The sequence below is a fragment of the Blautia sp. NSJ-140 genome (assembly GCF_022868965.1).
Lineage (GTDB): Bacteria > Bacillota > Clostridia > Lachnospirales > Lachnospiraceae > Blautia_A.
In genome coordinates this window covers 48526-72842 of record NZ_JALIFS010000012.1, presented here as the reverse complement: position 1 = coordinate 72842, position 24317 = coordinate 48526, and the positions used below count along the sequence as shown (strand labels likewise).

Sequence of the window (24317 nt, the reverse complement as noted above, 5' to 3'; positions counted from 1 at the left end):
AGGTGACGGAAAATGGCGAAACAGTTATGGAAGCCGGGGAACATGATCTATCCGCTGCCGGCTGTAATGGTGAGTGTTACCGATGGTGAGGGGAACGATAATATCATAACGGTTGCGTGGACGGGTACGGTGTGTACCAATCCGGCGATGGCTTATATTTCTGTCCGACCTTCCCGTTATTCCTATGATATGATCCGGAAAACGGGTGAATTTGTGATCAATCTGACAACGGAGGAGCTGGCGTTTGCAACGGATTTCTGCGGGGTCCGTTCGGGACGTGATGTGGACAAGTTCCGGAAGCTGAACCTTACGAAAGAGAAAGCGCAGTTTGTTTCTGCACCGATGATCGGAGAGGCTCCGGTTTCAATTGAGTGCAGGGTGCGTGAGGTGAAGGAGCTGGGGTCTCATGACATGTTTCTTGCTGATGTGCTTGCGGTCCATGCGGATGAAGCTTATATGGATAAAAATAACAGGTTTTGTCTCAATGATGCAGGTCTTCTGGTCTATTCCCATGGGGAGTATCTGGCGGGTGGCCGGAAAGTGGGAACCTTTGGCTATAGCGTAAAGAAGAAGCAGCAGAAATCGGAGAAGGCAGAGAAGGCCGGAAAGTCAGGGATGTCAGGGAAGTTAAAGACGTCGGGAAAGCCAGGGATGTCAGGAAAGTTAAAGACGTCGGGAAAGCCAGGGATGTCAGGGAAGTTAAAGACGTCGGGAAAGCCAGGGACGTCAGGGAAGTTAAAGATGTCGGGAAAGGCAGGGAGAGAGAAACGGTAGGTTCTGCGGAGCCGTAGCGTTTGTTGAGATTTGGCAGCTGTTATGCTAAAATGAAAGGGTACAGTATGAATAATATTACACTGATAGGGATGCCTGGTGCGGGGAAGAGCAGCATCGGTGTCGTACTTGCGAAGGTACTTGGTTACCAGTTTATTGACTCAGATCTTCTGATCCAGAAGGCGGAGAAAAGGACTCTGAGTGAGATCATCGCGGATGAGGGGACGGAAGGCTTCAAGGCGATCGAGAATCGTGTGAATGCTTCGATCCAGGTGGAGAATACGGTGATCGCTACCGGTGGAAGTGTGGTTTACTGCGATGAGGCTATGCAGCATCTGAAGTCTGAGGGTGTTGTGGTGTATCTTAAGATCTCGCTGGAGCTTCTTTCCAGGCGTCTTGGTAATCTTAAGGGACGTGGAGTCGTGCTCAAGGAGGGACAGACGCTGGCGAGTCTTTATGATGAGCGTGTTCCTTTGTATGAGAAATATGCGGATATTGTGGTGGATGAAGAGGATAAGGATCTGGAGGGGAGTCTCCAGGTTGTGCTTGAGGCATTGAAGAACAGGGGAGATAAGGCGTAACTGTTGGATTGTGGAAACGGTTTGCTGGAGTGTTTCGGGTCATGGGTTGTGACAGGTTTTCGTCATAAATTGTTTACAAATCTGAAATATGTGTTATAATATACAACTGACCTAAAAAACGGTATTGCGGAACGGTTGTTCCTGCAGTAAATTCAGAGAAAGTTTCTGCTCATAGAGGAGTAAATAATAGAGGTGTGTTATGGAACAGTATGTGATTAAAGGCGGCAATCCTCTGGTTGGAGAAGTGGATATTGCGGGTGCGAAGAATGCGGCGCTTGCGATATTGTCAGCAGCCATTATGACTGATGAAACTATATTGATCGAGAATCTGCCAGATGTAAGGGACATCAATGTTCTGCTTGAGGCGATCTCCGAGATCGGGGCTCAGGTTGAGCGTATTGATAAGTCTACTGTAAAGATCAACGGTTCTACTATCGGCAATCTCAGCGTGGATTATGAGTTTATCAAGAAGATCCGTGCTTCTTATTATCTTCTGGGTGCTTTGCTTGGTAAGTATAAGCATGCGGAGGTTCCGCTTCCGGGTGGATGTAATATCGGCAGCAGGCCGATCGACCAGCATCTGAAGGGTTTCCGTGCTCTTGGTGCGGATGTTGATATCTGTCATGGTGCTATTGTTGCCAAGGCGGAGAATCTGCATGGAAGCCATATTTTCCTAGATGTGGTTTCTGTTGGTGCTACTATTAATATCATGATGGCTGCTTCTATGGCGGCTGGTCGTACGATCATTGAGAATGCTGCGAGGGAGCCGCATGTTGTTGATGTGGCGAATTTCCTGAACAGTATGGGGGCGAATATCAAGGGTGCCGGTACGGATGTGATCCGTATCCGTGGTGTTGAGACGCTTCATCGTACGGAGTATTCGATCATTCCGGACCAGATCGAGGCTGGTACGTTTATGTTTGCTGCTGCGGCTACTCGTGGTGATGTTACTGTTCGTAATGTTATTCCAAAGCATCTTGAGGCTACTACGGCTAAGCTTGAGGAGATCGGGTGTGAGGTTGAGGAGTTTGATGATGCGGTTCGTGTCCGTGCGCCGCATGTGCTTCATCGTACGCATGTGAAGACGTTGCCTTATCCTGGTTATCCTACGGATATGCAGCCGCAGATCGCGGTTACTTTGGCTTTGGCTGAGGGTACGAGTATTGTTACTGAGAGTATTTTTGAGAACCGGTTTAAGTATGCGGATGAGCTTTCACGGATGGGTGCCAATATTAAGGTGGAGGGGAACTCTGCTATTATTGATGGTGTGAGGAAGCTTACGGGGGCGCGTGTGAGTGCGCCGGATCTTCGTGCGGGGGCTGCGCTTGTTATTGCGGGGCTGGCTGCTGAGGGTGTTACGGTTGTTGATGATATTGTTTATATCCAGCGTGGGTATGAGAATTTTGAGGAGAAGCTCAGGAGTCTTGGGGCTGAGATTGAGAGGGTTTCCAGTGAGAAGGAGATTCAGAAGTTTCGGCTGCGTGTTGGGTGATGGTTGGTGACAACTGGTAATGACTGGTAGCGATTGATGATAATTGGAAATTTGAGTTTTGCGTTTTGGGGAGAGTTCCTGGGTGTTTGTGCCTGGGGGCTCTTTTTTTTGTGTGGGTGGGGATGGATGGAGGGAGGGACGAACGGTCAGTCTGCCAGCGGGGCGGCTGCATGGTCGTGCCTGGTGCGGTCGTTTCGCCGGGTCATACTAAGCGTCTGAGTCTTCTGCCGTGCAGGGCGCCCCATAACTCGCCATGTACGCTGATGCGTACCTGGCTCAGACAGATGGGGCTTACTCTGCGGCTTGTGGCCGCAGAGTACCTTCCCGTCAGAAGCCTCAGGCGCCAAGTATGACCAGCGGCTTACTCCGATGCACCGGGGCACGACCATGCAGCCGTCCCGCTGGCAGTCTGTCCGTTCTGTTTTTTGGGGGTGTGAGGTGTGGTGGTTTGCCGGAAGGGAGTGAGCCATCAGCGCTGCGCTGGATGGCTGCAAAGGCTGAGTTTCCTTGTGGTTTGCCGGGAGGTGGTGGGCCATCAGCGCTGCGCTGGATGGTTGCGGGGGTTGAGTTTTCTTGTGGTGTGCTGGGAGGGTGTATGGCGTCGGCGCTGTGGTGGATGTAGTGGTGGATTGGCGGTTTTTGTCGAAGGGTTTTTGTTGACTTTTGATGGTGGGGTGGTTATACTGAAGATACATATCTGGGAACATTCTGGGCCGTTCGGCTATCTGATCCCCATATGGTTGGTTGTATAAATATGGCGGGGAGGAGCCGGTTGGTTGTGTGAGGTTTTTTCTTTTGCCATCATAGTGAAAGGAGGAGTCTTATGCAGAGGAAGCGGCTTGAGGATATGAATCTTCTGGATGATTTTTTGTTTAATGCGGTGATGACGTTTCCTGGTATTGGTGAGAGGTTTTGCAGGTTGCTGCTGCAGGTGGTGCTGGGGCGTGAGATCGGGAGGCTGCGGGTTGTTGCGCAGAGGGCTTTTGGTGGCCGGGATGAGGGTTTTCGCGGGGCGCGGCTTGATGTTTTGGCTGAGGAGGAGCTGATGGATGTTTTGGCAGATCCTTCTGTTTTTGATATTGAGCCGGATAATAATGGTGATGTTGTGAGTCTGAAGGATCTGCCGAAGCGGGTGCGGTTTTACCATGCGATCATCGACAGCCGATGTTTGAAGAAGGGTGAGGGTTTCGGGAAGCTTAAGAGGGTTTTTGTTATTTTTGTCTGTTCGTATGATCCGTTTGATCGGGGTAGGATGGTGTATACGATCCGGAATATGTGTGAGGAGATTCCGGAGATGGAGTATGATGATGGGCTGAGGACGGTTTTTTTGAATACGAAGGGGGATGGTGCGGGTGTGCCTGAGGAGCTGGTGGCGCTGCTTCATTTTTTGGAGGATACCAGGGAGGTGAATGCGGTAAATGATGTTTTGAGGGAGTTGCTGGAGATGGTCAGGGTTGTTAAAGATGATGGAAAGGTTACGGTGGCGTATATGAAGAGTTTTGAGATTGAGCAGATGTGGATTAATAAGGGAATTGAACAGGGAATTAGTCAAGGAATCAGCCAAGGAATCAGTCAAGGGATTGAACAGGGTCGGAGTGAAGAGAGGGCGAATACATTGAGGGAGAAGGCGCGTGCGGATCGGTTGGAGAGGGAGTTGAGGAAGCTGCGGAGGGGGAGATGATGTTGTTTTTGGGAGAGTTCCCGGGTGTTTGGGCCTGGGGGCTCTTTTTTTTGTGTGGGTGGGGAGGGATGAATGGAGGGAGGGACGAACGGACAGTCTGCCAGCGAGGCGGCTGCATGGTCGTGCCTGGTGTGGTCGTTTCGCCGGGTCATACTAAGCGTCTGAGTCTTCTGCCGTGCAGGGCGCCCCATAACTCGCCATGTACGCTGATGCGTACCTGGCTCAGACAGATGGGGCTTACTCTGCGGCTTGTGGCCGCAGAGTACCTTCCCGTCAGAAGCCCCAGGCGCCAAGTATGACCAGCGGCTTACTCCGACGCACCGGGTCCCGACCATGCAGCCGTCCCGCTGGCAGTCTGTCCGTTCTGGTTTTTGAGGTGTGAGGTGTGGTGGTCTGACGGGAGGGTGGTGGGCCATCAACGCTGCGCTGGATGGCTGCAGGGGCTGAGTTTCCTTGTGATGTGCCGGGAGGTGGTGTGGCATCGGCGCTGCGCTGGATGTGGGTGGGGTGAGTTTTTTTGCGGTTTGTCGTGAGGGGATTGGGGATAGAGGCTGTTTTGGATAGGGTGTGGTGTTTTTGTGTAATATTTAAATTTATTTTTGGAGTATTTTGGATTATAATTATGGAAAAGATGGTTGGTCTGATTGGTTGACTGATTGACTGGTTGATTGATATCCGGAGTTTTGGTGACTGTTTTGTGGGACTTGAGAGATGAGCTTCGGATGTGTGCTGATGTGACTTGAGAGAAGAGCTTCGGATGTATGCTGATGTGGCTTGAGAGATGAGCTTCGGATGTACGCTGATGTGGCTTGAGAGAAGAGCTTCGGATGTATGCTGATGTGGCTTGAGAGAAGAGCTTCGGATGTATGCTGATGAGGGTTGAGAGAAGAGCTTCGGATGTGTGCTGATGTGGGACTTGAGAGATGGGCTTCGGATGTGTGTTGATGTGGCTTGGGTGAAGGGCTTTGGAGGTTTGTGTTGTTCTGGTTTTGAGGGTGGTCTTTTTGGGGGCTGCCTGGGTTTTGGAAGGGGAGTGGGTTGTTTGTGTGATTATATGGTTTTGCCGCTTTTGAATTCGTCTTTTGAGCCTGGGAGGGCTCGGGAGGTTGTTGAGGGGTTTGTGGATGTGGATTTGAGGAATATTGCGCGGGCTGAGCTTTTTTATTTTACGGGGCGGGCTGAGGAGTGTTGTGAGATCACGAGGGGGTATCTGTCCAGCAGGGTTATTGAGCTGCGGCTTTCGGCGTGTATTTTGTATGGGTATTCTAATCTGACGCTGGGGAATGTGGCGGCGGCTAAGCGGGGGATGGAGGGAATCCAGTCCTGTTTGAAGCTGGCTATGAAGAAAAAGGTTCCTGCGGATGTTTATGCGTCCTGTCTTCTGGCGGGGTATGTGGGGGCGGTTTTGCTTCATCTGCCTACGGATGGGATGCCTGCTTTTGGGGAGTACAGCAGGATGCTTCCTGAGGGGCTGAGGCTTTTTGCAACGTATGTGATGGCTCACCATACTTATCTTAACGGGGAGATATGGAGTGCTTATGGGATGGGTAAGGCTGCTTTGTTTATGGCGGAGAGGCCGTATCCGATCAGTATGACGTATATCACTGTATGATGGCGGTGTGTGCGATAAACCGAAAGCATAAGCAGGAGGCGCAGGAGGAGATGCTCCGGAGCTGGGAGCTGGCGAAGATGGATGGGTTTCTGGAGCCTTTTATTGAGCATCATGGGCTTTTGCGGGGGCTGGTCGAGGCTTGTATTCGGAATCGGGATCCGGAGGCGTATCAGCGTATCACGAAAGGGGTGATTTCTTTCAGCAGGGGCTGGATGGCGCTTCATAATCCGGAAAACCGAAGAAAGGTTACGGGGGAGCTGTCGACGATGGAGTTTTCTATTGCCATGCTGGCAAGTGGGGGATGGAGCAATAAGGAGATAGGAGAGCATTTGGGGATTTCCATTAATACTGTCAAGCATTACCTTACGGATATCTTTTGCAAGCTGAATGTCAAGAAGCGGGATGAGCTGAAGAAATTCATGTTAAAATAGTGACAGAGGCACTTTTTTATGAAAAAAAGTGCCTTACAAAACAACTATTAGTGTTGTATAATAAATACCACGAATAGTCAGATTTTATTGAAAAATCAGGCGAAAAGAACCAGTGAACGAGTAAGTTAAGAAGGAGGAGTTGAAGGCTGATTTTCGATAGCATCTGATAATGTCAGTATCCTTACCAAAAATGTCTGGTATATTGACACTACAATCACATAAGGGGTAAAATATTGTAAAGGTGTAACCTGTTTACTCACCGGCTAAAAACATGAAGCTTTTTTAAGAGAAAGGAATATAAACAGAAGTAAAGTAATAAGAAATACAGTACACGTTAATGCACACACACAGGAAAGCGGGAAAGGTATGAAAAAATTAAGGAATAATAAGATCAGAAAACTCCTGGCATTTATGGTGGCTTTGGCGTTGATGGTATCCTGTATGCCGAGTGCATATACGATCTCCGCGAGTGAGGCGTTCGGAGATGGAACGGAGGATATATTTACAGATGGCGAATTTACATCTGAACCAGCGGCCGAAGAATCGACACCGGATGTAAGCAGCGCTGACCAGGAGGAAACGGAACAGGCGCAGCAATCGACGCTTACATATGAGAATGATTCTGTTAAAGTAACAGCAGAGGCACTGGAGGACGGAGCTCTTCCGCAGAATACAGCATTGAAGGCTGACAGCGTAAACGAGAATTCATCCGTATCTTATGATACAGTTTCTCAGAAGCTTTCAGCAGCAGCTACAGACAAGGGCAGCAGCCTGAGAGGTTTTTTTGCGTATGATGTGTATTTTGCTGATGGCGATGGAAACAGAGTCGAGCCGAACGGCAGAGTCAGAGTAACTTTTGAGTACAAGACACCGGCAGCACCGGAGCTTACCGATGCAGCCAGCACGAGTGTAACCGTTGAGAAGCTTCATTATAACAGCAGTACCGGTGATACTGATGTTAACACCTTACAGGCCAACGAGGATCTGAAGGTTCTGAATGTCAACGAGAGCAAACAGATCCAGACACTTCAGGTTGAGACTGGCAACGCAGCTGTTTTTGCCGTTATGTGGGATTCTCCTGAGACAGCAGATGTCGAGGCGGAAGCTGTTTCCGGTAATGAGGACGAGGTGTCTATCGCATCAGAGGAGCTTACGGACGGAGTGGATATTTCGGACGAGCCTGAGCAGGATGCAGCTGAGACACCGGCAGCAGAGAATCCGGAGGTAACTCCTGAGGCAGAGCCTTCTGAGGCTCCGGCGGAGAATCCGGATGCTGAACCTACCGAAGCGCCGGCAGAGGATATTGCGAGCCCGGAGGATGTTCCGGCAGCAGATGAGAATGGTGAGACAAGCCTGATCAAGGTTCTGGGAGACGATACGAATCTTCGTGTCAGCCCATCTACCGAGGCAGAGGTTCTGGCAACTGTAAACGCAGGAACACAGCTCACACTTCTGGATACCGTAACAGCAGAGGATGGAGCAACCTGGTACAAGGTTTCCTGGGAAGGAACCGAGGCTTACATAAGAAGTGATATGGCACAGGTTGTTGACAGCAGTGATGAGGCAGAAGAGCCTGAGGATGTGCAGGAAAGCGAAGAAGTTTCTTATTCCCAGGAAGTTGGTAATGTAGTTGTAACTGCAACAGCAGCGAAGGGCGTTATTCCGGAAGGTGCACAGTTTGTTGTGACTCCGATCGAGAAAGGTTCTGACCAGTATGCAGATATCGAGAAACAGCTTCACGAGGGTGCAGAAAATGAGAGTTATACAGTAGCAGGTTTTCTTGCATACGATATTAGTTTTCTGAATGACGATGGAACTAAGATCGAACCGCAGAACGGAAGTGTCAGGGTATCTATAGCCTACAAAGAAGCAGAAATCCCAGAAGATGTAGCTGAAACAGATACAGCACAGGAAAACATGAATGTATCTCTGGTACATTTTGTGGAGGATGCAAATGGTAATGTCACAGAAGTTGTTAATATGAGCAACGATGGACAGGCTGAAGTAAGTACAACCGACAATGGAGAGATTGAAAGTGCAAACTTTGAAACAGAGAGTTTTTCTACTTTCTCAGTTGTATGGTTGGCAGATAATTTCACTTCTGTACAGACAACTAGTAGTTATGGTGTGGAGGAAACTGTTGATAGTGCTAAAAGAGGTATTACTATCAATATGTTTAATTACAATACTGATGAAATAAATGCAGGTCATTCTTTGAAGTTTAGTAATGGAAAGGATGGAGTAAAGGAGGATTATAATAGGTATAGAGGGCCAGCTGATCTCTCTACTGGCATTATGCAAAAGAAATTGGGACAAGATTCATATCCGATAGTAGATAAGGATAATAAAGAGAGTAGTTCGTATTTATTCTCAACGAAGGAAGGTACGGGCAAGGAGTTTTATTCTGATGCAAATTACTTATTTAAACAAGATGCAGATGGTTACTATGAATATGATAGTACTAAAAATTTTGCACAGTTTAATAAAAATACAAAAGAGTTTACTGTATATAAGGTACCAGGAAGTAGTAAAGATCCAATAGACCTACAACAAGGTTCGAAACATGGAAGTTTCTTTCCATTCAATACATTAGGTGATGATAAATACTGGGGTATTCCTCAAATTTCAGAAAAATCTCCAGATTTCCATTTTGGTATGACAATGTCAGCTAAATTCATTCAGCCAAAAGACGGAAAAATTAATGGTAATAATATGGTATTTGAGTTTTCTGGAGATGATGATGTATGGGTTTACATCGATGGCGTTTTGGTGTTGGATATTGGTGGTATTCATAATGAAGTGCTTGGTTCTATTAATTTTGCTGATGGTACAGTTAAAGTTGGTAGTAACATTAATACAAATTTAAAAAAATTATTTAATGATGCAAATGCAAATGCAAATATAAAAGGAGATTTTGTTAGCGGAAAGAGTATTTTTAAAGATTACACAGCGCATACAATCAATTTCTATTATCTCGAAAGAGGTAAGGGTGATTCCAACTGTAAGCTTAAGTTCAATCTTCCAACAGTTCCGAAGAAGTCGGTTACGGTTGAAAAACAGTTGAGTAATACGGATAAGGAGAAGTATGCAAATGTAGAGTTTAAATTTCAGTTACTTCTTCAGGATGACAAAGGGGAGTATGTTCCATCAAATACTGCAGGTACTTTAAGCGATGATAGCGAAGTTGAGTTCAATCGTGAAGAAATAAATGGCGTTCCCTACGATAATGTGTTTACGTTGAAACCTGGTCAGAAGGCAAAATTCTCTGGACTTGAGGAAAATACGAAGTATAAGGTTCAAGAACTTGGTGTATCAAAGGACAGATATGATCGGGTTTTAATCAATGATGAAGAGACAACAAATGAGAATGGAAATGTTATTTCTAGGGAAGCTACAGTTGACAGTAGACCAGTGGTAGTGGTTACCAATGTACTTGCCAGTGTTGCAGAACTTGATTTCAAAAAAGTCAATACAAAAGGCGCGGCTTTATCCGGAGCAGGATTTACTCTTACTTCTCAGGCTGACAATTCTAAAACTTATAGAGCAGAGTCAGGTGACGATGGAATCATAAACTTTGAGAATCTTCCTTTAGGAACTTATACTTTAACAGAAACGAAGGTTCCGGATAATTATGAGAATCGAAATACCTGGATCGTAAAAGTTGAAAAGGATGAAGCAGGTACTGTTGTTGCCACACTTTATGAGGCTGATGGTAAAACAGCAGTTGAGAAAGATTCGAAGGATAGCTATTATCACATTGTAAACTATACGCATCAGGAACTGATCGAATCTGATGTGGAATACTCGAAGAAGGCACAAGTTATAGACTGGAAGAACAGAACGTATAAGATTGATATCTCTGCAGAGTCCAAGAGTAGAAGCTCATCAACTGTAGTTACTGGAGCAGCAGATATAATGCTTGTATTGGATGTATCTGGTTCAATGAGTAATGCTATTTATGAAAAAGTAGCAGATAATACAGAAGAAGGAAGAAGTAGCTTAGAATCTGGTAATACATATTATTTAAAATATAATAACGAGTATTATCAGATATGGAAATATAAGAATAGATATTATATTTCCGTAGGTTTAAAAAGGCGTGATATATCAGATAGTCGGTATGAAAATTGTGAAATTTTTACAACAAAGATGACAAGACTCGATGCATTAAAAGAATCCGTTAAACAGTTTATAAATTCGACTGCTGACAAATCATCAAATAGTAAGATTGGAATTGCCACATTTAGTTGGAATGAGCATGGAACAACAACTGATTTATTGGAACTTGAGAATAATAAGGGTACATTAATTGAGAAAGTAAATGGATTAAATGCAGATGGAGGAACTGATCCTGATTTTGGCCTTAGCAATGCATATGATAAATTAACTGAGGCAACTGAAAAGGGTGATACACTTCCTAAATATGTTATTTTATTTACAGATGGAGAGCCAACGGGAAATTCTGACGATATTTCACAAGGAACTACTTGGAGCACTGCTGCACAAAATAGAGCAGAAGCTACAGCAAAGAAGTTAAAAGATAATGGAGTTAGCATATATACCATAGGCTTTGCACTTTCATCGAGGGCTGAGAAATTCCTAGCGGGCGATAAACCAAATGGTTATCCGGGAATCGCATCCAGTGCGGAATGTGCTAAGGAAGCGTATGATGCCGCCGGTCTGAGTGAACTGTTCAGAACATTTGAGCAGACAATCTTTAATGATATTGATATTACAAATGCGACCATTACCGATACGATTGATCCAAGATTTGATCTTCTTGATGATAAAGGAAATATCATTACTGAAAAATCGCTTACAAATGGAACTCTTACACTTGAAAATGGCGGAGTGGTAAGTCTGGTTCATGGAAACTGGCAGGTACAGTGGACGAATGTTACAATCCCAAACAAGAATAAAAAGGAGCCATGGACTAAATCTCTTAATATTAAAGCGAAAGATACTTATATTGGTGGAAATGATGTTACAACCAATGTGAGGGATGGATCCAATATTACGTTTGGTAATGAGAAGATTTATTTGCCACAGCCGAAGGTTAATGTAAATGCCAAGATTTTTATCAACGATAAAGAAATTACCATTTACAAGGGTGATGAGATTCCGACAAATGAAGCAATTCGGAATGAGTTATTTAATGCGAGTGAGGTAACATCGTATAAAGATGGTAAGGTTGGAAAAGCAGACATTGGTAAGATTCAGTTGAAGTGGTATAAGAATCCGGAGTGTACGCAGCCGGTTGCAACAGATACAAAGGGAAATCCTGTATATGATTTGAGTCGATTAAGTGATTCAGATAAACAGCCAACAGCGGACACAAACTACTACCTTAAAGTAACGTATGATGCCGGAGCTCCATCGAAGCAAAGTAAGGAAAATACAGGTAATAATGTTGCTGGTGGAGAGGATAATATTCAGGAAGCAATAAATAATAACAATCCTTATGGAATCTACAAAATCCATGTGATTTCCGGTCAGATTGATATTATCAAGAAGGTAAATGAAAAATCCTCTGAATCTCGAACATTCCAGTTTAAGGTAACAAAAACTGAGAAGGGTAAAGCTGAAGCAATTGAGGGCAGTCCATTTACTGTTACTGTTCCAGCAAACTCCGATACAGGAACGGTTTCCGCTGCAGATAAAGAAAAACTGAGCAACCTTTCAAGAGGAACCTATGTTGTATCAGAGGGTGTTCCGGCTGGATATAGGATTACAGCTACAGATGTAGAGGAAACAAATTGTCAGAATTCAGTAAAAGATAATAAAACAACATTTATTCTTGGAAATGGTATTAGCACTAAGAGTGATGTTATTTCAACAGATTACAAATATGATCCAGCTGACGGAGGTGTATTGGGAAAGGTTTCCTACACCAACGAGTATTCCGTAAATCTTGACCTGAAGAAAGTTGATTCTAGTGGTAATAATGAATTGAGTGGAGCAGAGTTTACACTGGAAGTAAAAGATGGTACTACAGGGCAATTTGACGGTAATGCTTATAAGTCATTCGAGATTGAGAAAGATACTGTTGAGTTGAAGGATCTGAAACCTGGATTGTATAAACTGACAGAAATTAAAGCGCCAAAAGGATATTCATTATTAGGAACTAGTATCTATTTCCAGGTAAGACTTGGAAAAGTTACGCTTGTTAAAGAAGATGGAACCCCAATCGAAGTTCAATCTCAGTCAATGTGGACTTTGGATGAAGATAAGAATGTTTTGACAATTAAAAACACGAAACTTTATTCCTTACCAGAATCCGGTGGACCGGGAACCTATGGATTTACAATCAGTGGTGTAGCGATTCTTGCAACTGCACTCCTGTTGTTTATAAATAATAAACGAAGGGAGGAAGAAGCAAAGAGATCGTAACACATTAATTGTAAATGGCCGATGAAGGGCGAAAAAGAAAAATGCAGAGAAAGAAAGGAGCAAACCTTATGAAAAATTTATTTAAAAAGATTGGTGCATTATTAGTGGCAGCGGTTATGGTACTGTCTATGTGCACAGCAGTATTTGCAACACAGGTAAAAGATCATTACGCAGATAAAATTACTGTTACAAATTTAGCAGCTGATGTAGCGACTACATTGAATGTGTATAATATTATTTATCTTGATGTGGATAATGCTGGAAACCAGACATGGAAGGTAGTTGATTGGGCTAAAGACTATATTGAGGAAGATACTACGAATGGTGAATTCAAGATTAAGGATAATAAGTCTGAGGACTTAAAAAATGCGGCAGATGCTCGAACAGCAGACTATACTGCAATAGAATCTGGAACAAGCCATGAATTTACTAACCTTCCAATCGGTGCATATGTTATTCGTGCATTTGACACAAAAGGTACTTATAGTCTTATGGTAGCTAATACCTATGATAAAGCCGGTGATACTTATATGGCTAGTAAATCAGCTAACGTAGTTGCTAAAATGTCAGAATATAAGGTTACAAAAGCTGCTGATGATAAGTTTGTTCGCAGAGGACAGCGTGTAAACTTTACAGTAACTACACAGATGGCATCAAAAACAAATGCTAAGAATGAGGAGTTAAAAACGTTCAAGGTAGTAGATACTTCAAAAGGTCTGAAGGCAGACAGCTTTGTTCTTGATAGTGTTAAAATTGCTGGAGAAGCTAAAACTGTAGATACATTAAAAGTAACTACTGTTCCTAATGAGGATGGAACTGTAACATATACTGTAGATTTAAGTGATTTTATTTCAGCTACAGAAGCTGGTACAACAATTGAAGTAAAATATAGTGCTATAGTAGAAAATGATCACACATATAACAACAGTGCTACAGTAGATTCAAATACTGTTGACTATGTACCGGGTATTGTAAATGGTCATACAGGAACTGTTACTTTAAAGAAAGTTGATATAAAGGGAAATACACTGAATGGCGCAGAGTTCCAGTTATTAAAGGTAACTTCTGCTGGAAAAGAAAGTGCTGAGGCAACAAAAACACCAGTTAGTGTTGTGAGAGTAAGCGCTGGTGAGTACAAGGTTGCTCTGGATGGAGAAAAAGATGCTACAACTACATTAGTAGCAACAAACGGTACATTAACAGTTACAGGTCTTGATGAAGGCAACTATGAATTCAAAGAGACAAAAGCACCGACAGGTTATAAAGTAAGTTCTGAGAATAAAGCATTTACAATGACAGCAGATGAAGAGAAAGAAGTAACTGTTAATGCAGGTGAATTTGTCAATACCAAACTCTCCTCCCTTCCATCCACAGGTGGCATGGGAACATACCTCTTCACTATCATCGGTGTTGTAGTTATGGCTGGCGCTGCTGGTGCTTTCTTCATCAGCCGCAGAAAAGGATCTGAGGAGTAATCGTTTGATTGCCGGATTGATTCAATTCAAAGATTATTTATAAGCAACGACAAAGCAAGTATTAAAACAGAATAGTTTCTGATTATTCTGTTGAAGAAATCATTACCGCCCGGCCCCTTCGGGGGCCGGGAGTGGTAAATACAACAGTATGGAGAAACCTATGAGAAAGAATAAGAAGAAAAATTATATTGGACTTGGTTTGCTGTTTCTGATAGGGTTGTCCATACTGCTGTATCCAATGGTCAGTGATGCCTGGAACCGGTACAGGGACAGCCTGCTGATCAGTGATTATAGCAGCAGTGTTTCTTCGGATGATAATGCGGAGAAGATTGACAGCATGTGGAAGGCAGCACAGGAGTATAACGAACAGATCAAGCAGGAAAGTGTGCCGGATGCTTTTTCCGTGAGGGATGGACAGACGGACAGTACATATGAGTCTCTTCTGAACCTGAATGGTGATGGAATGATGGGGTATGTGGAGATTCCTGTGATCGATGTGAGTATTCCAATCTATCATTACACGACAGATGAGTCTCTGGAGAAGGGTGCCGGTCATTTGTTCGGCAGCAGTCTTCCGGTTGGCGGCAAGAGTACCCATTGTATTTTGTCGGCACACAGAGGACTTCCAAGTGCGAAACTTTTTACAGATCTGAATCTTGTGGAAGAGGGAGATGTTTTTTACCTGCATGTGCTGGGTAAGACTCTTGCCTACGAGGTGGATCAGATTCTTACCGTTCTTCCGGAGCAGACAGAGTCTCTGGGTATCACGGATGGGGATGATTATGTAACGCTGGTTACGTGTACGCCTTATGCGGTGAATACGCACAGACTTCTGGTGAGGGGACACAGAGTTCCGATGAAGGCTGCGAAGGCGGTTCAGAAAACAGAGAAGAAGGTTACCGGAATCACCAATCCGACGCTTCCGATGCTTGCTCTCTGTGTTGTGATCGGAATTGTGATCGCGGTGCTCCTGGTTGCCGGTATCAATTCTGTTCAGAACAAAAAACGACGCAGGAAATAGTTTATGGCTAAAAAGAAAAAAAAGAAAAAGAGTAATGTTGTCCTGAACATTTTTATCGCCCTGGTGTTTCTGGCGGGGGCGGGAGTGTTCCTTTATCCTACGATCAGTGATATGTGGAACCAGTACCGTAACGCCCAGCTGGTCAGTAAGTACGAGGAAGCGGTAACAGAGCTTTCGGACAATGACTATGACAGGCTGTGGAAAGAGGCGAAGGAGTACAATGCCGAGCATCCGGTGAATGCCATTGTAGATGCTTTTGAGGAAGAGGATACTTATGAGCTGAGTCATCCCTATGACGGAGTCCTGGATCCTAACGGTGACGGACTGATGGGCAGTATCGAGATTCCAAAGATCAAAGCGAAGCTGGCTATCTATCACGGACTGAGCAAGACCGTGCTGGAAAAGGGTGTGGGCCACGTGGAGGGCACCAGTCTTCCTATCGGAGGCAAGAGCACCCATGCGGTTCTGGCGGCGCATCGAGGTCTTCCGAATGCGAAGCTTTTTACAGATCTGGATCAGATGGAAAAGGGAGATATTTTTATCCTGCACATTCTTGGCAAGCATCTGGCCTACAAGGTGGATCAGATCAAGACGGTGCTTCCGGATGAGACCAGTGACCTGGATATTGTTGAGGGCGAGGATCATGTGACACTGGTTACGTGTACGCCTTATGCGGTGAATACCCACAGACTTCTCGTTCGTGGTATTCGGACGAAGTATGTGGAAGAAGAAGTTACTAAGAATGACGAAACGATTCCGCAGAAGCTTGCGGTTGTGGATCCGAAGAGGGTTCTTGCCGGCGGTGCGGCAGCGCTTGTTATTCTGATTCTGCTGATTTACCTGATTGTCCGCCGCAAGGATAAAAAACGCAGAATGAAACAGCTTTCAGAAAGGAAAGAGGAGGCAGAGAGCGATGAAAAATAGAAGAAAGCAAGGGAAAATATTCCGGAGCCTTCTGGCTGTTCTGATGCTGACGGCTATGCTGGTCACGAGTGTTTTGCAGCCGGTTTTCGCCGGGGATTATGTAGCTGGAACAAAGGGTAATCTGACGTTGACGGTTCAGCAGGCGGATGAGGAGGGGAACCAGACTCCGCTGCCGGATGTAGGGCTGACGATCTACAAGGTTGGCAGTGTGAATTTTGATGGTAATGTGCATTTCGTGCTGGATGAGGCACTGGCTGCCGCAGCAATCGATTTTGATTCCATCACGACGGCTGACGGCTGGTATGAAGCAGCAGGGCAGCTGGCAGATATGATCAGCAGCGGAAGCGTGGATGTGTGGGGTCTGTCCAGAACCTCTGATGCAGAGGGTAATATTATTGTTACCGATCTGGCTGAGGGCATGTATCTGGTGGTGCAGACAGATGCGAACAGCAGTGTTGCGGTTTCACCGATGCTGATCTCCGTTCCTTTTGCAGATCAGGAGCAGGGCTGGATGTATGATGTGCAGGCATATCCGAAGGCTTCAACGAAACAGCATACACAGATCCAGGTTACGAAGAGGATCTATAATGTTGATGAGAATGACAATGTGATTCCTCTGGAAACGAAGGAGGATGTAACTTATAAGGTTGGCGTTTTTTCGGATCAGGAAGGTACGATCCCGTTCCGTGATGATTATTTAAAGGATATCCATATCCAGAATGCTTCCAGTGGTACAGCTACATGGACGGATGTTCCGGATGGCACCTATTATGTATTTGAGCTGGATGAGGATGGAAATCTTCTTCAGCAGAATACGAAGATCGAGGTGGATGAGGAGAATCTTTACTACTACAATGTAACGAAGCTGAATGGCGAGAGTGAAGAGAAGTCCAATCAGGTTGTGATCGGTGGAGATAGTGGTGCTGCTGAGGCAACGGCTTATGTAAATAACTATTATACAAAGATTTCCGATATATTCAGCCGTAACGGATTTATCAACATTAAGAAGAATGTGATGATCGATGGTGTTGCTTCTACTGTGGATGATACGTTCTATGCAGGTGTGTTCTCCACTGAGAGTAACGGTGAGCTGACGCTTGAGAAGGTAGTGACTCTGAAACAGAATGGTAGTGTTGAGGTAATGTTGGATCTTCCAAAGGATCAGGAGATCAACAGTGTTACTTATACTGTTCTGGAGACGGATAAGGATGGAAATCCGGTTGATGATGATACCTTTAAGTATACAGTTACCGGTCAGGGTGAGGTTACACTGAATAATGATAACCGATATACTGTAACAAAAGAGATCACCAACAGTCTTTCTTCCGAGCCGACACCGATTCCGACTGTTACACCTGGTGGAAATCATGGTGGAAATGATCGGATCACTCCGATCCCGAATAACGGCACAGCGGGCGGAACAGCTCCGAACGATACCAGCGGTACAGCAAGACGTTCTGTAAAGACCGGCGATGATACACCGATCGGCGTATGGGTTGGAATCCTTGCAGCAGCGATCATTGTTGGCGGTGGTGCAGCTTATGGAGTTAGGAGAAAGAAGAAAAAATAAATAACGGATCATTCTGAAGGATGATCGATGGAAGAACCGGGCGATGTGGATGCCCGGTTCTTTTTTTGGAATATTTACGTATTGGGGATGAAAAAGTAACGGGTGATATTTTTTATCGAAAATTGCTCTTGACATTTTGGTATGATAAGTATATTGTATGTGTTGCAGTAAATTTCATAAAAGATAGCCTTTTATTCAGAGTGGTGGAGATACAAAGGATCTGTGAAGCCACGGCAACCCCGGAGAATCCAGGAAGGTGCCAACCTGAGCGAGCAATCGAACAATAAGAGGATTGTTTACAGAACTTAAACAGTCCGGATTGTACGGGCTGTTTTTTATGTGTATAACCGTTGTTTTATTACAAAAGGAGAAGATTATGGAGAAAATTTTATTTACGTCTGAATCTGTAACTGAGGGTCATCCTGACAAGGTCTGCGACTCTATTTCTGATGCGATCCTTGATGCTATGATGGCACAGGATCCGATGAGCCGTGTTGCCTGCGAGACTGCTACTACAACAGGTCTTGTACTTGTTATGGGTGAGATCACAACCAAGGCTAATGTTGATATCCAGAAGATCGTTCGTGATACTATCCGTGAGATCGGATATGACAATGCGGATTATGGCTTTGACGCAGATACCTGTGCGGTTATCACATCACTTGACAAGCAGTCCACAGATATCGCTATGGGTGTTGATAAGGCTCTTGAGCAGAAAGAGGACGATATGAATGAGGACGAACTGGATTCCATCGGTGCCGGTGACCAGGGTCTTCAGTTTGGTTATGCTTCCAATGAGACTGAGGAGTATATGCCATATGCCATCAACATGGCTCACAAGCTTGCTCAGCAGCTGACAAAGGTTCGTAAGGACGGCACTCTGAAATATTTAAGACCGGATGGAAAGACTCAGGTTACTGTTGAGTATGATGAGGCCGGCAAGCCGAAGAGAATCGATGCTGTCGTATGCTCTACACAGCATGATCCGGATGTTACTCAGGAGCAGATCCATGAGGATATTAAGAAGTATGTTTTTGATGCGATCATTCCGGCTGATATGGTTGATGCTGATACTAAGTATTTCATCAATCCGACAGGTCGTTTTGTTATCGGCGGACCTCACGGTGACAGTGGTCTGACAGGACGTAAGATCATCGTTGATACCTACGGCGGAACAGGACGTCACGGCGGCGGTGCTTTCTCCGGTAAGGACTGCACAAAGGTTGACCGTTCTGCTGCTTATGCTGCACGTTATGTTGCAAAGAACATTGTTGCAGCTGGTCTTGCTGACAAGTGTGAGATCCAGCTTTCCTATGCGATCGGTGTTGCTCATCCGACTTCTGTCAGTGTGAATACTTTCGGAACAGGTAAGCTTTCTGAGACCAGACTTGTTGAGATCGTTCGTGAGAATTTTGATCTTCGTCCGGCTGGTATCATCAAGATGCTTGACCTTCGCCGTCCGATCTACAAGCAGACTGCTGCTTATGGTCATTTTGGCCGTACAGATGTTGATCTTCCATGGGAGCATCTGGACAAGGTTGAGACTCTGAAGAAGTATCTTTGCAACAGCTACGAATAATCGTTTCAGAAGAATAAAGAGTGAAGCCCCCGGTAGTATCAGTACCGGGGGCTTTTTTATAGAAAATTTAGAGATAGGGAATATAGTTTATGTTATAATACGTGTATGCGAATGTGTGAATTTATAAAGGACGGAGATACAGATGAAGTTAAAGACGCGTATTATTGTGGGCTTCGTTGCGATCATCCTGCTGCCGCTGCTTCTTTTTTCCGCAAGTCTGTACGGGTTCAGCCAGACGCAGGCGAGGCATGTGCAGGAGAGCAGCAGCCAGGCTTCGGACTCCAGCCAGATGGTCTATGATATTTCTCTGGCGCAGTCTTCCAGTAACCAGGTGAAGCTGATGGCCAAGGATATGATCCTGACCGCAACGATCATCCTTGTTTTTACCGCGTTGTCCGTAGGGTTGTGGATCTATCGGAGTATTGCGGTTCCGCTGGTGAAGCTTAAGAAAGCTACCAAGAACATCAAGGAGGGGAATCTGGATTTTGTGCTGGAGGTTGAGGGAAATGATGAATTTTCCCAGCTTTGCCAGGATTTTGAGGAGATGCGTAAGCGTCTGAAGGAGTCCACGGAAGAGAAGATCCTGATGGATAAGGAGAATAAGGAGCTGATCAGCAATATTTCCCATGATCTGAAGACGCCGATCACTGCGGTGAAGGGTTATGTGGAGGGAATCATGGATGGTGTGGCGGATACGCCGGAGAAGATGGACCGGTATGTGCGTACCATTTATAATAAGACCAATGAGATGGATCATCTGATCAATGAGCTGACCTTTTATTCCAAGATCGATACCAACCGTATTCCGTATACGTTCAGCAAGCTGAATGTGGAGGATTATTTTTCGGATTGTGCGGAGGAGCTTGGGCTTGAGATGGAGACCAGGGGGATCGAGCTTGTGTATGCCAATTATGTGGAGAAGGGTGTGCAGGTTATTGCGGATGGTGAGCAGATCCGCCGTGTGATCCATAATATTGTGAGTAATGCCATCAAGTATATGGAGAAGCCTAGGGGGATCATCCAGCTCCGGGTGAAGGATGTGGGTGATTTTATCCAGGTGGAGATCGAGGATAACGGCAAGGGTATTGCCGCCAAGGATCTGCCGTATATTTTTGACCGTTTTTACCGTACCGATGTTTCCAGGAATTCTTCCAAGGGAGGAAGCGGTATCGGGCTTTCCATCGTAAAGAAGATCATGGAGGATCATGGTGGAAAGGTCTGGGCCACAAGCCGGCTGGGAATCGGAACGATCATGTATTTTGTTCTCAGAAAATATCAGGAGGTACCGATGAATGAGTAGGATTTTGATCATAGAGGATGAGGAAGCGATCGCAGATCTGGAGAAGGATTACTTGGAGCTTTCGGGTTTTGAGGTGGAGATCGAGAACCGTGGTGATACGGGGCTTGTACGTGCCATGAAGGAGGAGTTTGATCTGATCATCCTGGATCTGATGCTTCCGGAGGTGGATGGCTTCGATATCTGCCGGCAGGTCCGTGAGGAGAAGAATACGCCGATCATTATGGTTTCTGCTAAGAAGGATGATATCGATAAGATCCGCGGACTGGGTCTTGGTGCGGATGATTATATGACCAAGCCGTTCAGCCCAAGTGAGCTGGTTGCACGTGTGAAGGCGCATATGGAGCGTTATAACCGGCTGGTTGGTTCCAATGTGCATAAGAATGATGTGATCGAGATCCGTGGTATTAAGATCGATAAGACGGCCAGGCGTGTGTGGGTCAATGGTGAGGAGACGACGTTTACTACCAAGGAGTTTGATCTTTTGACCTTTCTGGCTGAGAATCCGAACAGGGTTTTTACAAAGGAGGAGCTTTTCCGGGAGATCTGGGATATGGAGTCTGTGGGTGATATCGCTACGGTTACGGTGCATATCAAGAAGATCCGTGAGAAGATCGAGTTTAATACGGCCAAGCCTCAGTATATTGAGACAATCTGGGGTGTGGGATACCGGTTTAAGGTGTGAGCCTGCGGGGAAGGCTTCGGATGGAGCTGCTGCAGGGGTATGAGTGCAGATCGGAATGATGGTGTATGATCTGTCGGGTGCTTTTGAGAGGAGTGGAGATATGCCGCTGTTGAGGGAAAGAATTTATACGATAGAGGATATTTATGCTTTGCCGGAGGGTGAAAGAGCGGAACTGATCGATGGACATATTTATTATATGGCGCCGCCGAATACGATGCATCAGAGGATCTCAAGTATCTTGTCCAGAAAGATAGGTAACTATATAGAGGCTAATAAGGGGAAATGTGAGGTGTTTGCCGCACCGTTTGCTGTGTATCTGGATGAGAAAACGAATACTTATGTGGAACCGGATGTTTCTGTTATCTGTGATCCGGATAAGCTGGATGACAGGGGATGCAAGGGGGCTCCGGACTGGATCATCGAGATCGTTTCTCCGGCGAGCAGGCGTATGGATTATTATACCAAGCTGTTTAAATACAGGACTGCCGGTGTGAGAGAGTACTGGATCGTGGATCCTGTGAAGAAGCTGGTAATGGTGTATGATTTTGAAAATGAGGATACGGAGCAGTATACATTTCAGGATTCGATCAAGGTGGGGATCTATGAGGAGCTGAGGATCGATTTTGCTGAGATGTGATAAAAATGGAGGGGAATATCGTCTGGTGATAGCCCCTCCTTGTTTTTAGGATGAAAAGGACGAACTATGGAAGACAGATTATACAAGAAACTGGAAGCGTACGGTAAGAGTGATTTTTATCCGTTTCATATGCCGGGGCATAAGAGGAATCCGCTGGCTGTGGATGGGGATTTTCCGGTGGAGAGGGATATTACGGAGATTGACGGGTTTGATAACCTGCATCATGCTGAGGATATTTTGAAAAGGGCCCAGGAGGATGTCGCACGACTTTATGGTGTGCCGGAGAGTTTTTACAGTATTAATGGAAGCTCCGGGGCGATCCTGGCGGCGGTGTCTGCGGCTGTGGATAAGGGGGGACAGATTCTGGTGGCAAGGAACTGCCATAAGGCGGTTTACCATGCGATTTATCTGCGGGAGCTGAGTGCTACGTATATTTATCCACATGAAGATCCGAAATTGGGGATAAACGGAGGGATTTCACCCGGCCGTGTGGAAATGTATCTGGCGGAAAATCCGGATATCCAGGCGGTGCTGATCACTTCGCCGACTTATGACGGGATCGTGTCGGATGTGGCGAGGATCGCGGAGATCGCACATCACTATGGTGTGCCGTTGATCGTTGATGAGGCTCACGGGGCGCATTTTCGGTTTTCGGATTATTTTCCGGTGTCTGCGGCGCAGCTTGGTGCGGATGTGGTGATCAACAGTGTGCATAAGACGCTGCCCTGTCTGACTCAGACGGGGGTGATCCATCTGTGCAGTGAGCGGGTGAGCCGGGAAAAACTGAAGCGTTTCCTGGGAATCTATCAGAGCAGCAGTCCTTCTTATATTCTTATGAGCAGCATTGATGCGTGCATGGATAAGCTGGAGCGTGAGGGGGATGAGATGTTCCGTGTGTTTACGGAGAATCTGGAAAAAGCACGCAGGCGTCTTTCCGAGTGTAAGTATATCCGGCTGGTGACGCCGCAGGCCTGTGAGTGCCAGAGAGTTTTTGATTTTGACAGATCCAAGATATTGCTTTCTACTGTGAACAGTTCGCTGAACGGCCGGGAGCTGCATCAGATCCTCCGGAGTGAGTTTCATCTGGAAATGGAGATGGAGGCGGAGAATTATGTGCTGGCGCTGGCGGCTGTGGGTGATACTGCGGAGGGTTTTGAGCGGCTTTGTGATGCTATTGAAGAGATCGACCGTCGTGAATCGTTAAAATACAGAGAAGAGGCTGTGGAGAGGGCGCCCTTGAAAAACGGAAAAATGAAGCAGGTCATGCGGATCTCCCAGGCTATGGATGCGGAGAGTGAGCGGTGTCCGCTGGATGAGTGTATCGGACGGACGTCCGGGGAGTTTGCGTATCTTTATCCGCCGGGGATCCCGCTGATCGTTCCGGGGGAACAGATTTCTGGACATTTCGTAAAAAATGTGAGAAGATACCTGGAACAGGGCTTTGAGGTCCAGGGCCTGAGCGACCAGACCAGTGAGACGGTGTGTGTTGTGAGAAATGAGATGTGAGGTGCGTGGCAGCAGACTGTTCTGTGTATTACGGAGCAGAGCGTGTATAGTAACGCATATGCAGCAGAGGAGACATATGGGAAAGATTTTTTACATTATGGGAAAAAGCTCTTCCGGTAAGGACAGTATTTACAGACAGCTGGAGGGGGATCAGGAGCTGGGGCTTAAGCGGCTTGTGATCTATACTACCCGTCCGATCCGGGATGGAGAGGTGAATGGAAGAGAATATTTTTTTGCGGATGAGAATAAACTGAAGGAGTTCCGAAGAAACGGGAAGCTGATCGAGGCGCGTACTTATCAGACGGTTTACGGGCCGTGGACATATTTTACTGCGGATGACGGGCAGGTGTCTGTGGGAAATGACAGCTATCTGGGGATCGGTACACTGGAGTCTTTTGTGAGGCTCCGGGAGTATTACGGCAATGAAGTGATGTGGCCGGTTTATATAGAGGTGGAAGACGGAGAACGTCTGGAGCGTGCGCTTGCCAGGGAGAAGACCCAGGAGGTGCCGAAGTACGAGGAGATGTGCAGGCGTTTTCTGGCAGACCAGAATGATTTTTCCGAGGAAAATATTCTTAAAGCAGGTATATGGAAGCGTTTTGAGAATCATAATCTGGATGAATGTGTGAAGGAGATCGTAAATTATATAAAATCTGTACAATAAG

The 24317-nt window shown here is 45.8% G+C and carries 16 protein-coding genes, 1 pseudogene and 1 riboswitch; all 17 genes and pseudogenes read left to right on the top strand.

Annotated features, from left to right (window positions below):
* Positions 1-12: 12 nt before the first annotated feature.
* Positions 13-600, top strand: a pseudogene (locus MUB50_RS13555) (flavin reductase family protein); the annotation flags it as partial.
* A 239-nt stretch (positions 601-839) separates the two neighbouring features.
* Positions 840-1352 (top strand): shikimate kinase, encoded by a 513-nt coding sequence (locus tag MUB50_RS13550; protein ID WP_044961515.1) that lies wholly within the window; start codon positions 840-842, stop codon positions 1350-1352.
* A 199-nt stretch (positions 1353-1551) separates the two neighbouring features.
* Positions 1552-2844 (top strand): UDP-N-acetylglucosamine 1-carboxyvinyltransferase, encoded by a 1293-nt coding sequence (locus tag MUB50_RS13545; protein WP_021651440.1) that lies wholly within the window; start codon positions 1552-1554, stop codon positions 2842-2844.
* Between the two features lie 823 nt (positions 2845-3667).
* Positions 3668-4525 (top strand): Rpn family recombination-promoting nuclease/putative transposase, encoded by an 858-nt coding sequence (locus MUB50_RS13540; protein WP_244791636.1) that lies wholly within the window; start codon positions 3668-3670, stop codon positions 4523-4525.
* A 907-nt stretch (positions 4526-5432) separates the two neighbouring features.
* Complete coding sequence (locus MUB50_RS13535) at positions 5433-6137, top strand: hypothetical protein (protein WP_244791634.1); 705 nt, start codon at positions 5433-5435, stop codon at positions 6135-6137.
* Positions 6138-6187: 50 nt separating this feature from the next.
* Positions 6188-6568 (top strand): helix-turn-helix domain-containing protein, encoded by a 381-nt coding sequence (locus tag MUB50_RS13530; protein WP_244791632.1) that lies wholly within the window; start codon positions 6188-6190, stop codon positions 6566-6568.
* Between the two features lie 366 nt (positions 6569-6934).
* Positions 6935-12958, top strand: a complete 6024-nt coding sequence (locus tag MUB50_RS13525; protein WP_244791630.1) for a SpaA isopeptide-forming pilin-related protein — start codon at positions 6935-6937, stop codon at positions 12956-12958.
* 68 nt (positions 12959-13026) lie between these two features.
* A complete protein-coding gene (locus MUB50_RS13520; RefSeq protein WP_244791628.1) occupies positions 13027-14433 on the top strand; it encodes a SpaH/EbpB family LPXTG-anchored major pilin in 1407 nt (468 codons plus the stop codon).
* A gap of 160 nt (positions 14434-14593) precedes the next feature.
* Positions 14594-15454 (top strand): class C sortase, encoded by an 861-nt coding sequence (locus tag MUB50_RS13515; protein ID WP_244791626.1) that lies wholly within the window; start codon positions 14594-14596, stop codon positions 15452-15454.
* A gap of 3 nt (positions 15455-15457) precedes the next feature.
* A complete protein-coding gene (locus MUB50_RS13510) occupies positions 15458-16378 on the top strand; it encodes a class C sortase (protein ID WP_244791624.1) in 921 nt (306 codons plus the stop codon).
* On the top strand, positions 16368-17948 hold the full coding sequence (locus MUB50_RS13505; RefSeq protein ID WP_244791622.1) for a pilin N-terminal domain-containing protein: 1581 nt from the start codon (positions 16368-16370) through the stop codon (positions 17946-17948). The genes MUB50_RS13510 and MUB50_RS13505 overlap by 11 nt, the downstream gene beginning before the upstream one ends.
* A gap of 188 nt (positions 17949-18136) precedes the next feature.
* A riboswitch (SAM riboswitch) is annotated at positions 18137-18238 on the top strand.
* Positions 18239-18324: 86 nt separating this feature from the next.
* Positions 18325-19527, top strand: coding sequence for a methionine adenosyltransferase (metK, locus tag MUB50_RS13500; protein ID WP_227574293.1), 1203 nt, complete (start codon positions 18325-18327; stop codon positions 19525-19527).
* A gap of 142 nt (positions 19528-19669) precedes the next feature.
* The gene (locus tag MUB50_RS13495) at positions 19670-20827 is read left to right on the top strand and encodes a sensor histidine kinase (protein WP_118625737.1); all 1158 of its coding nucleotides are present in this window, start codon (positions 19670-19672) and stop codon (positions 20825-20827) included.
* Positions 20820-21509, top strand: a complete 690-nt coding sequence (locus MUB50_RS13490; protein WP_015526575.1) for a response regulator transcription factor — start codon at positions 20820-20822, stop codon at positions 21507-21509. The genes MUB50_RS13495 and MUB50_RS13490 overlap by 8 nt, the downstream gene beginning before the upstream one ends.
* A 100-nt stretch (positions 21510-21609) precedes the next feature.
* Positions 21610-22146, top strand: coding sequence for a Uma2 family endonuclease (locus MUB50_RS13485; protein WP_118516015.1), 537 nt, complete (start codon positions 21610-21612; stop codon positions 22144-22146).
* 66 nt (positions 22147-22212) lie between these two features.
* A complete protein-coding gene (locus tag MUB50_RS13480) occupies positions 22213-23652 on the top strand; it encodes an aminotransferase class I/II-fold pyridoxal phosphate-dependent enzyme (protein WP_227574295.1) in 1440 nt (479 codons plus the stop codon).
* 76 nt (positions 23653-23728) lie between these two features.
* The gene (locus tag MUB50_RS13475; protein ID WP_118516008.1) at positions 23729-24316 is read left to right on the top strand and encodes a guanylate kinase; all 588 of its coding nucleotides are present in this window, start codon (positions 23729-23731) and stop codon (positions 24314-24316) included.
* The last annotated feature ends 1 nt before the right edge of the window (position 24317 follow it).

Excerpts from the sequence above, each read along its gene's own strand:
- MUB50_RS13495 (WP_118625737.1), top strand. The coding sequence starts at position 19,670 with ATGAAGTTAAAGACGCGTATTATTGTGGGCTTCGTTGCGATCATCCTG.
- MUB50_RS13545 (WP_021651440.1), top strand. The coding sequence starts at position 1,552 with ATGGAACAGTATGTGATTAAAGGCGGCAATCCTCTGGTTGGAGAAGTG.
- MUB50_RS13485 (WP_118516015.1), top strand. The coding sequence starts at position 21,610 with ATGCCGCTGTTGAGGGAAAGAATTTATACGATAGAGGATATTTATGCT.
- MUB50_RS13515 (WP_244791626.1), top strand. The coding sequence starts at position 14,594 with ATGAGAAAGAATAAGAAGAAAAATTATATTGGACTTGGTTTGCTGTTT.
- MUB50_RS13530 (WP_244791632.1), top strand. The coding sequence starts at position 6,188 with ATGCTCCGGAGCTGGGAGCTGGCGAAGATGGATGGGTTTCTGGAGCCT.
- MUB50_RS13540 (WP_244791636.1), top strand. The coding sequence starts at position 3,668 with ATGCAGAGGAAGCGGCTTGAGGATATGAATCTTCTGGATGATTTTTTG.
- MUB50_RS13510 (WP_244791624.1), top strand. The coding sequence starts at position 15,458 with ATGGCTAAAAAGAAAAAAAAGAAAAAGAGTAATGTTGTCCTGAACATT.
- metK (WP_227574293.1), top strand. The coding sequence starts at position 18,325 with ATGGAGAAAATTTTATTTACGTCTGAATCTGTAACTGAGGGTCATCCT.
- MUB50_RS13535 (WP_244791634.1), top strand. The coding sequence starts at position 5,433 with ATGTGGGACTTGAGAGATGGGCTTCGGATGTGTGTTGATGTGGCTTGG.
- MUB50_RS13520 (WP_244791628.1), top strand. The coding sequence starts at position 13,027 with ATGAAAAATTTATTTAAAAAGATTGGTGCATTATTAGTGGCAGCGGTT.
- MUB50_RS13475 (WP_118516008.1), top strand. The coding sequence starts at position 23,729 with ATGGGAAAGATTTTTTACATTATGGGAAAAAGCTCTTCCGGTAAGGAC.
- MUB50_RS13525 (WP_244791630.1), top strand. The coding sequence starts at position 6,935 with ATGAAAAAATTAAGGAATAATAAGATCAGAAAACTCCTGGCATTTATG.
- MUB50_RS13550 (WP_044961515.1), top strand. The coding sequence starts at position 840 with ATGAATAATATTACACTGATAGGGATGCCTGGTGCGGGGAAGAGCAGC.
- MUB50_RS13505 (WP_244791622.1), top strand. The coding sequence starts at position 16,368 with ATGAAAAATAGAAGAAAGCAAGGGAAAATATTCCGGAGCCTTCTGGCT.
- MUB50_RS13480 (WP_227574295.1), top strand. The coding sequence starts at position 22,213 with ATGGAAGACAGATTATACAAGAAACTGGAAGCGTACGGTAAGAGTGAT.
- MUB50_RS13490 (WP_015526575.1), top strand. The coding sequence starts at position 20,820 with ATGAGTAGGATTTTGATCATAGAGGATGAGGAAGCGATCGCAGATCTG.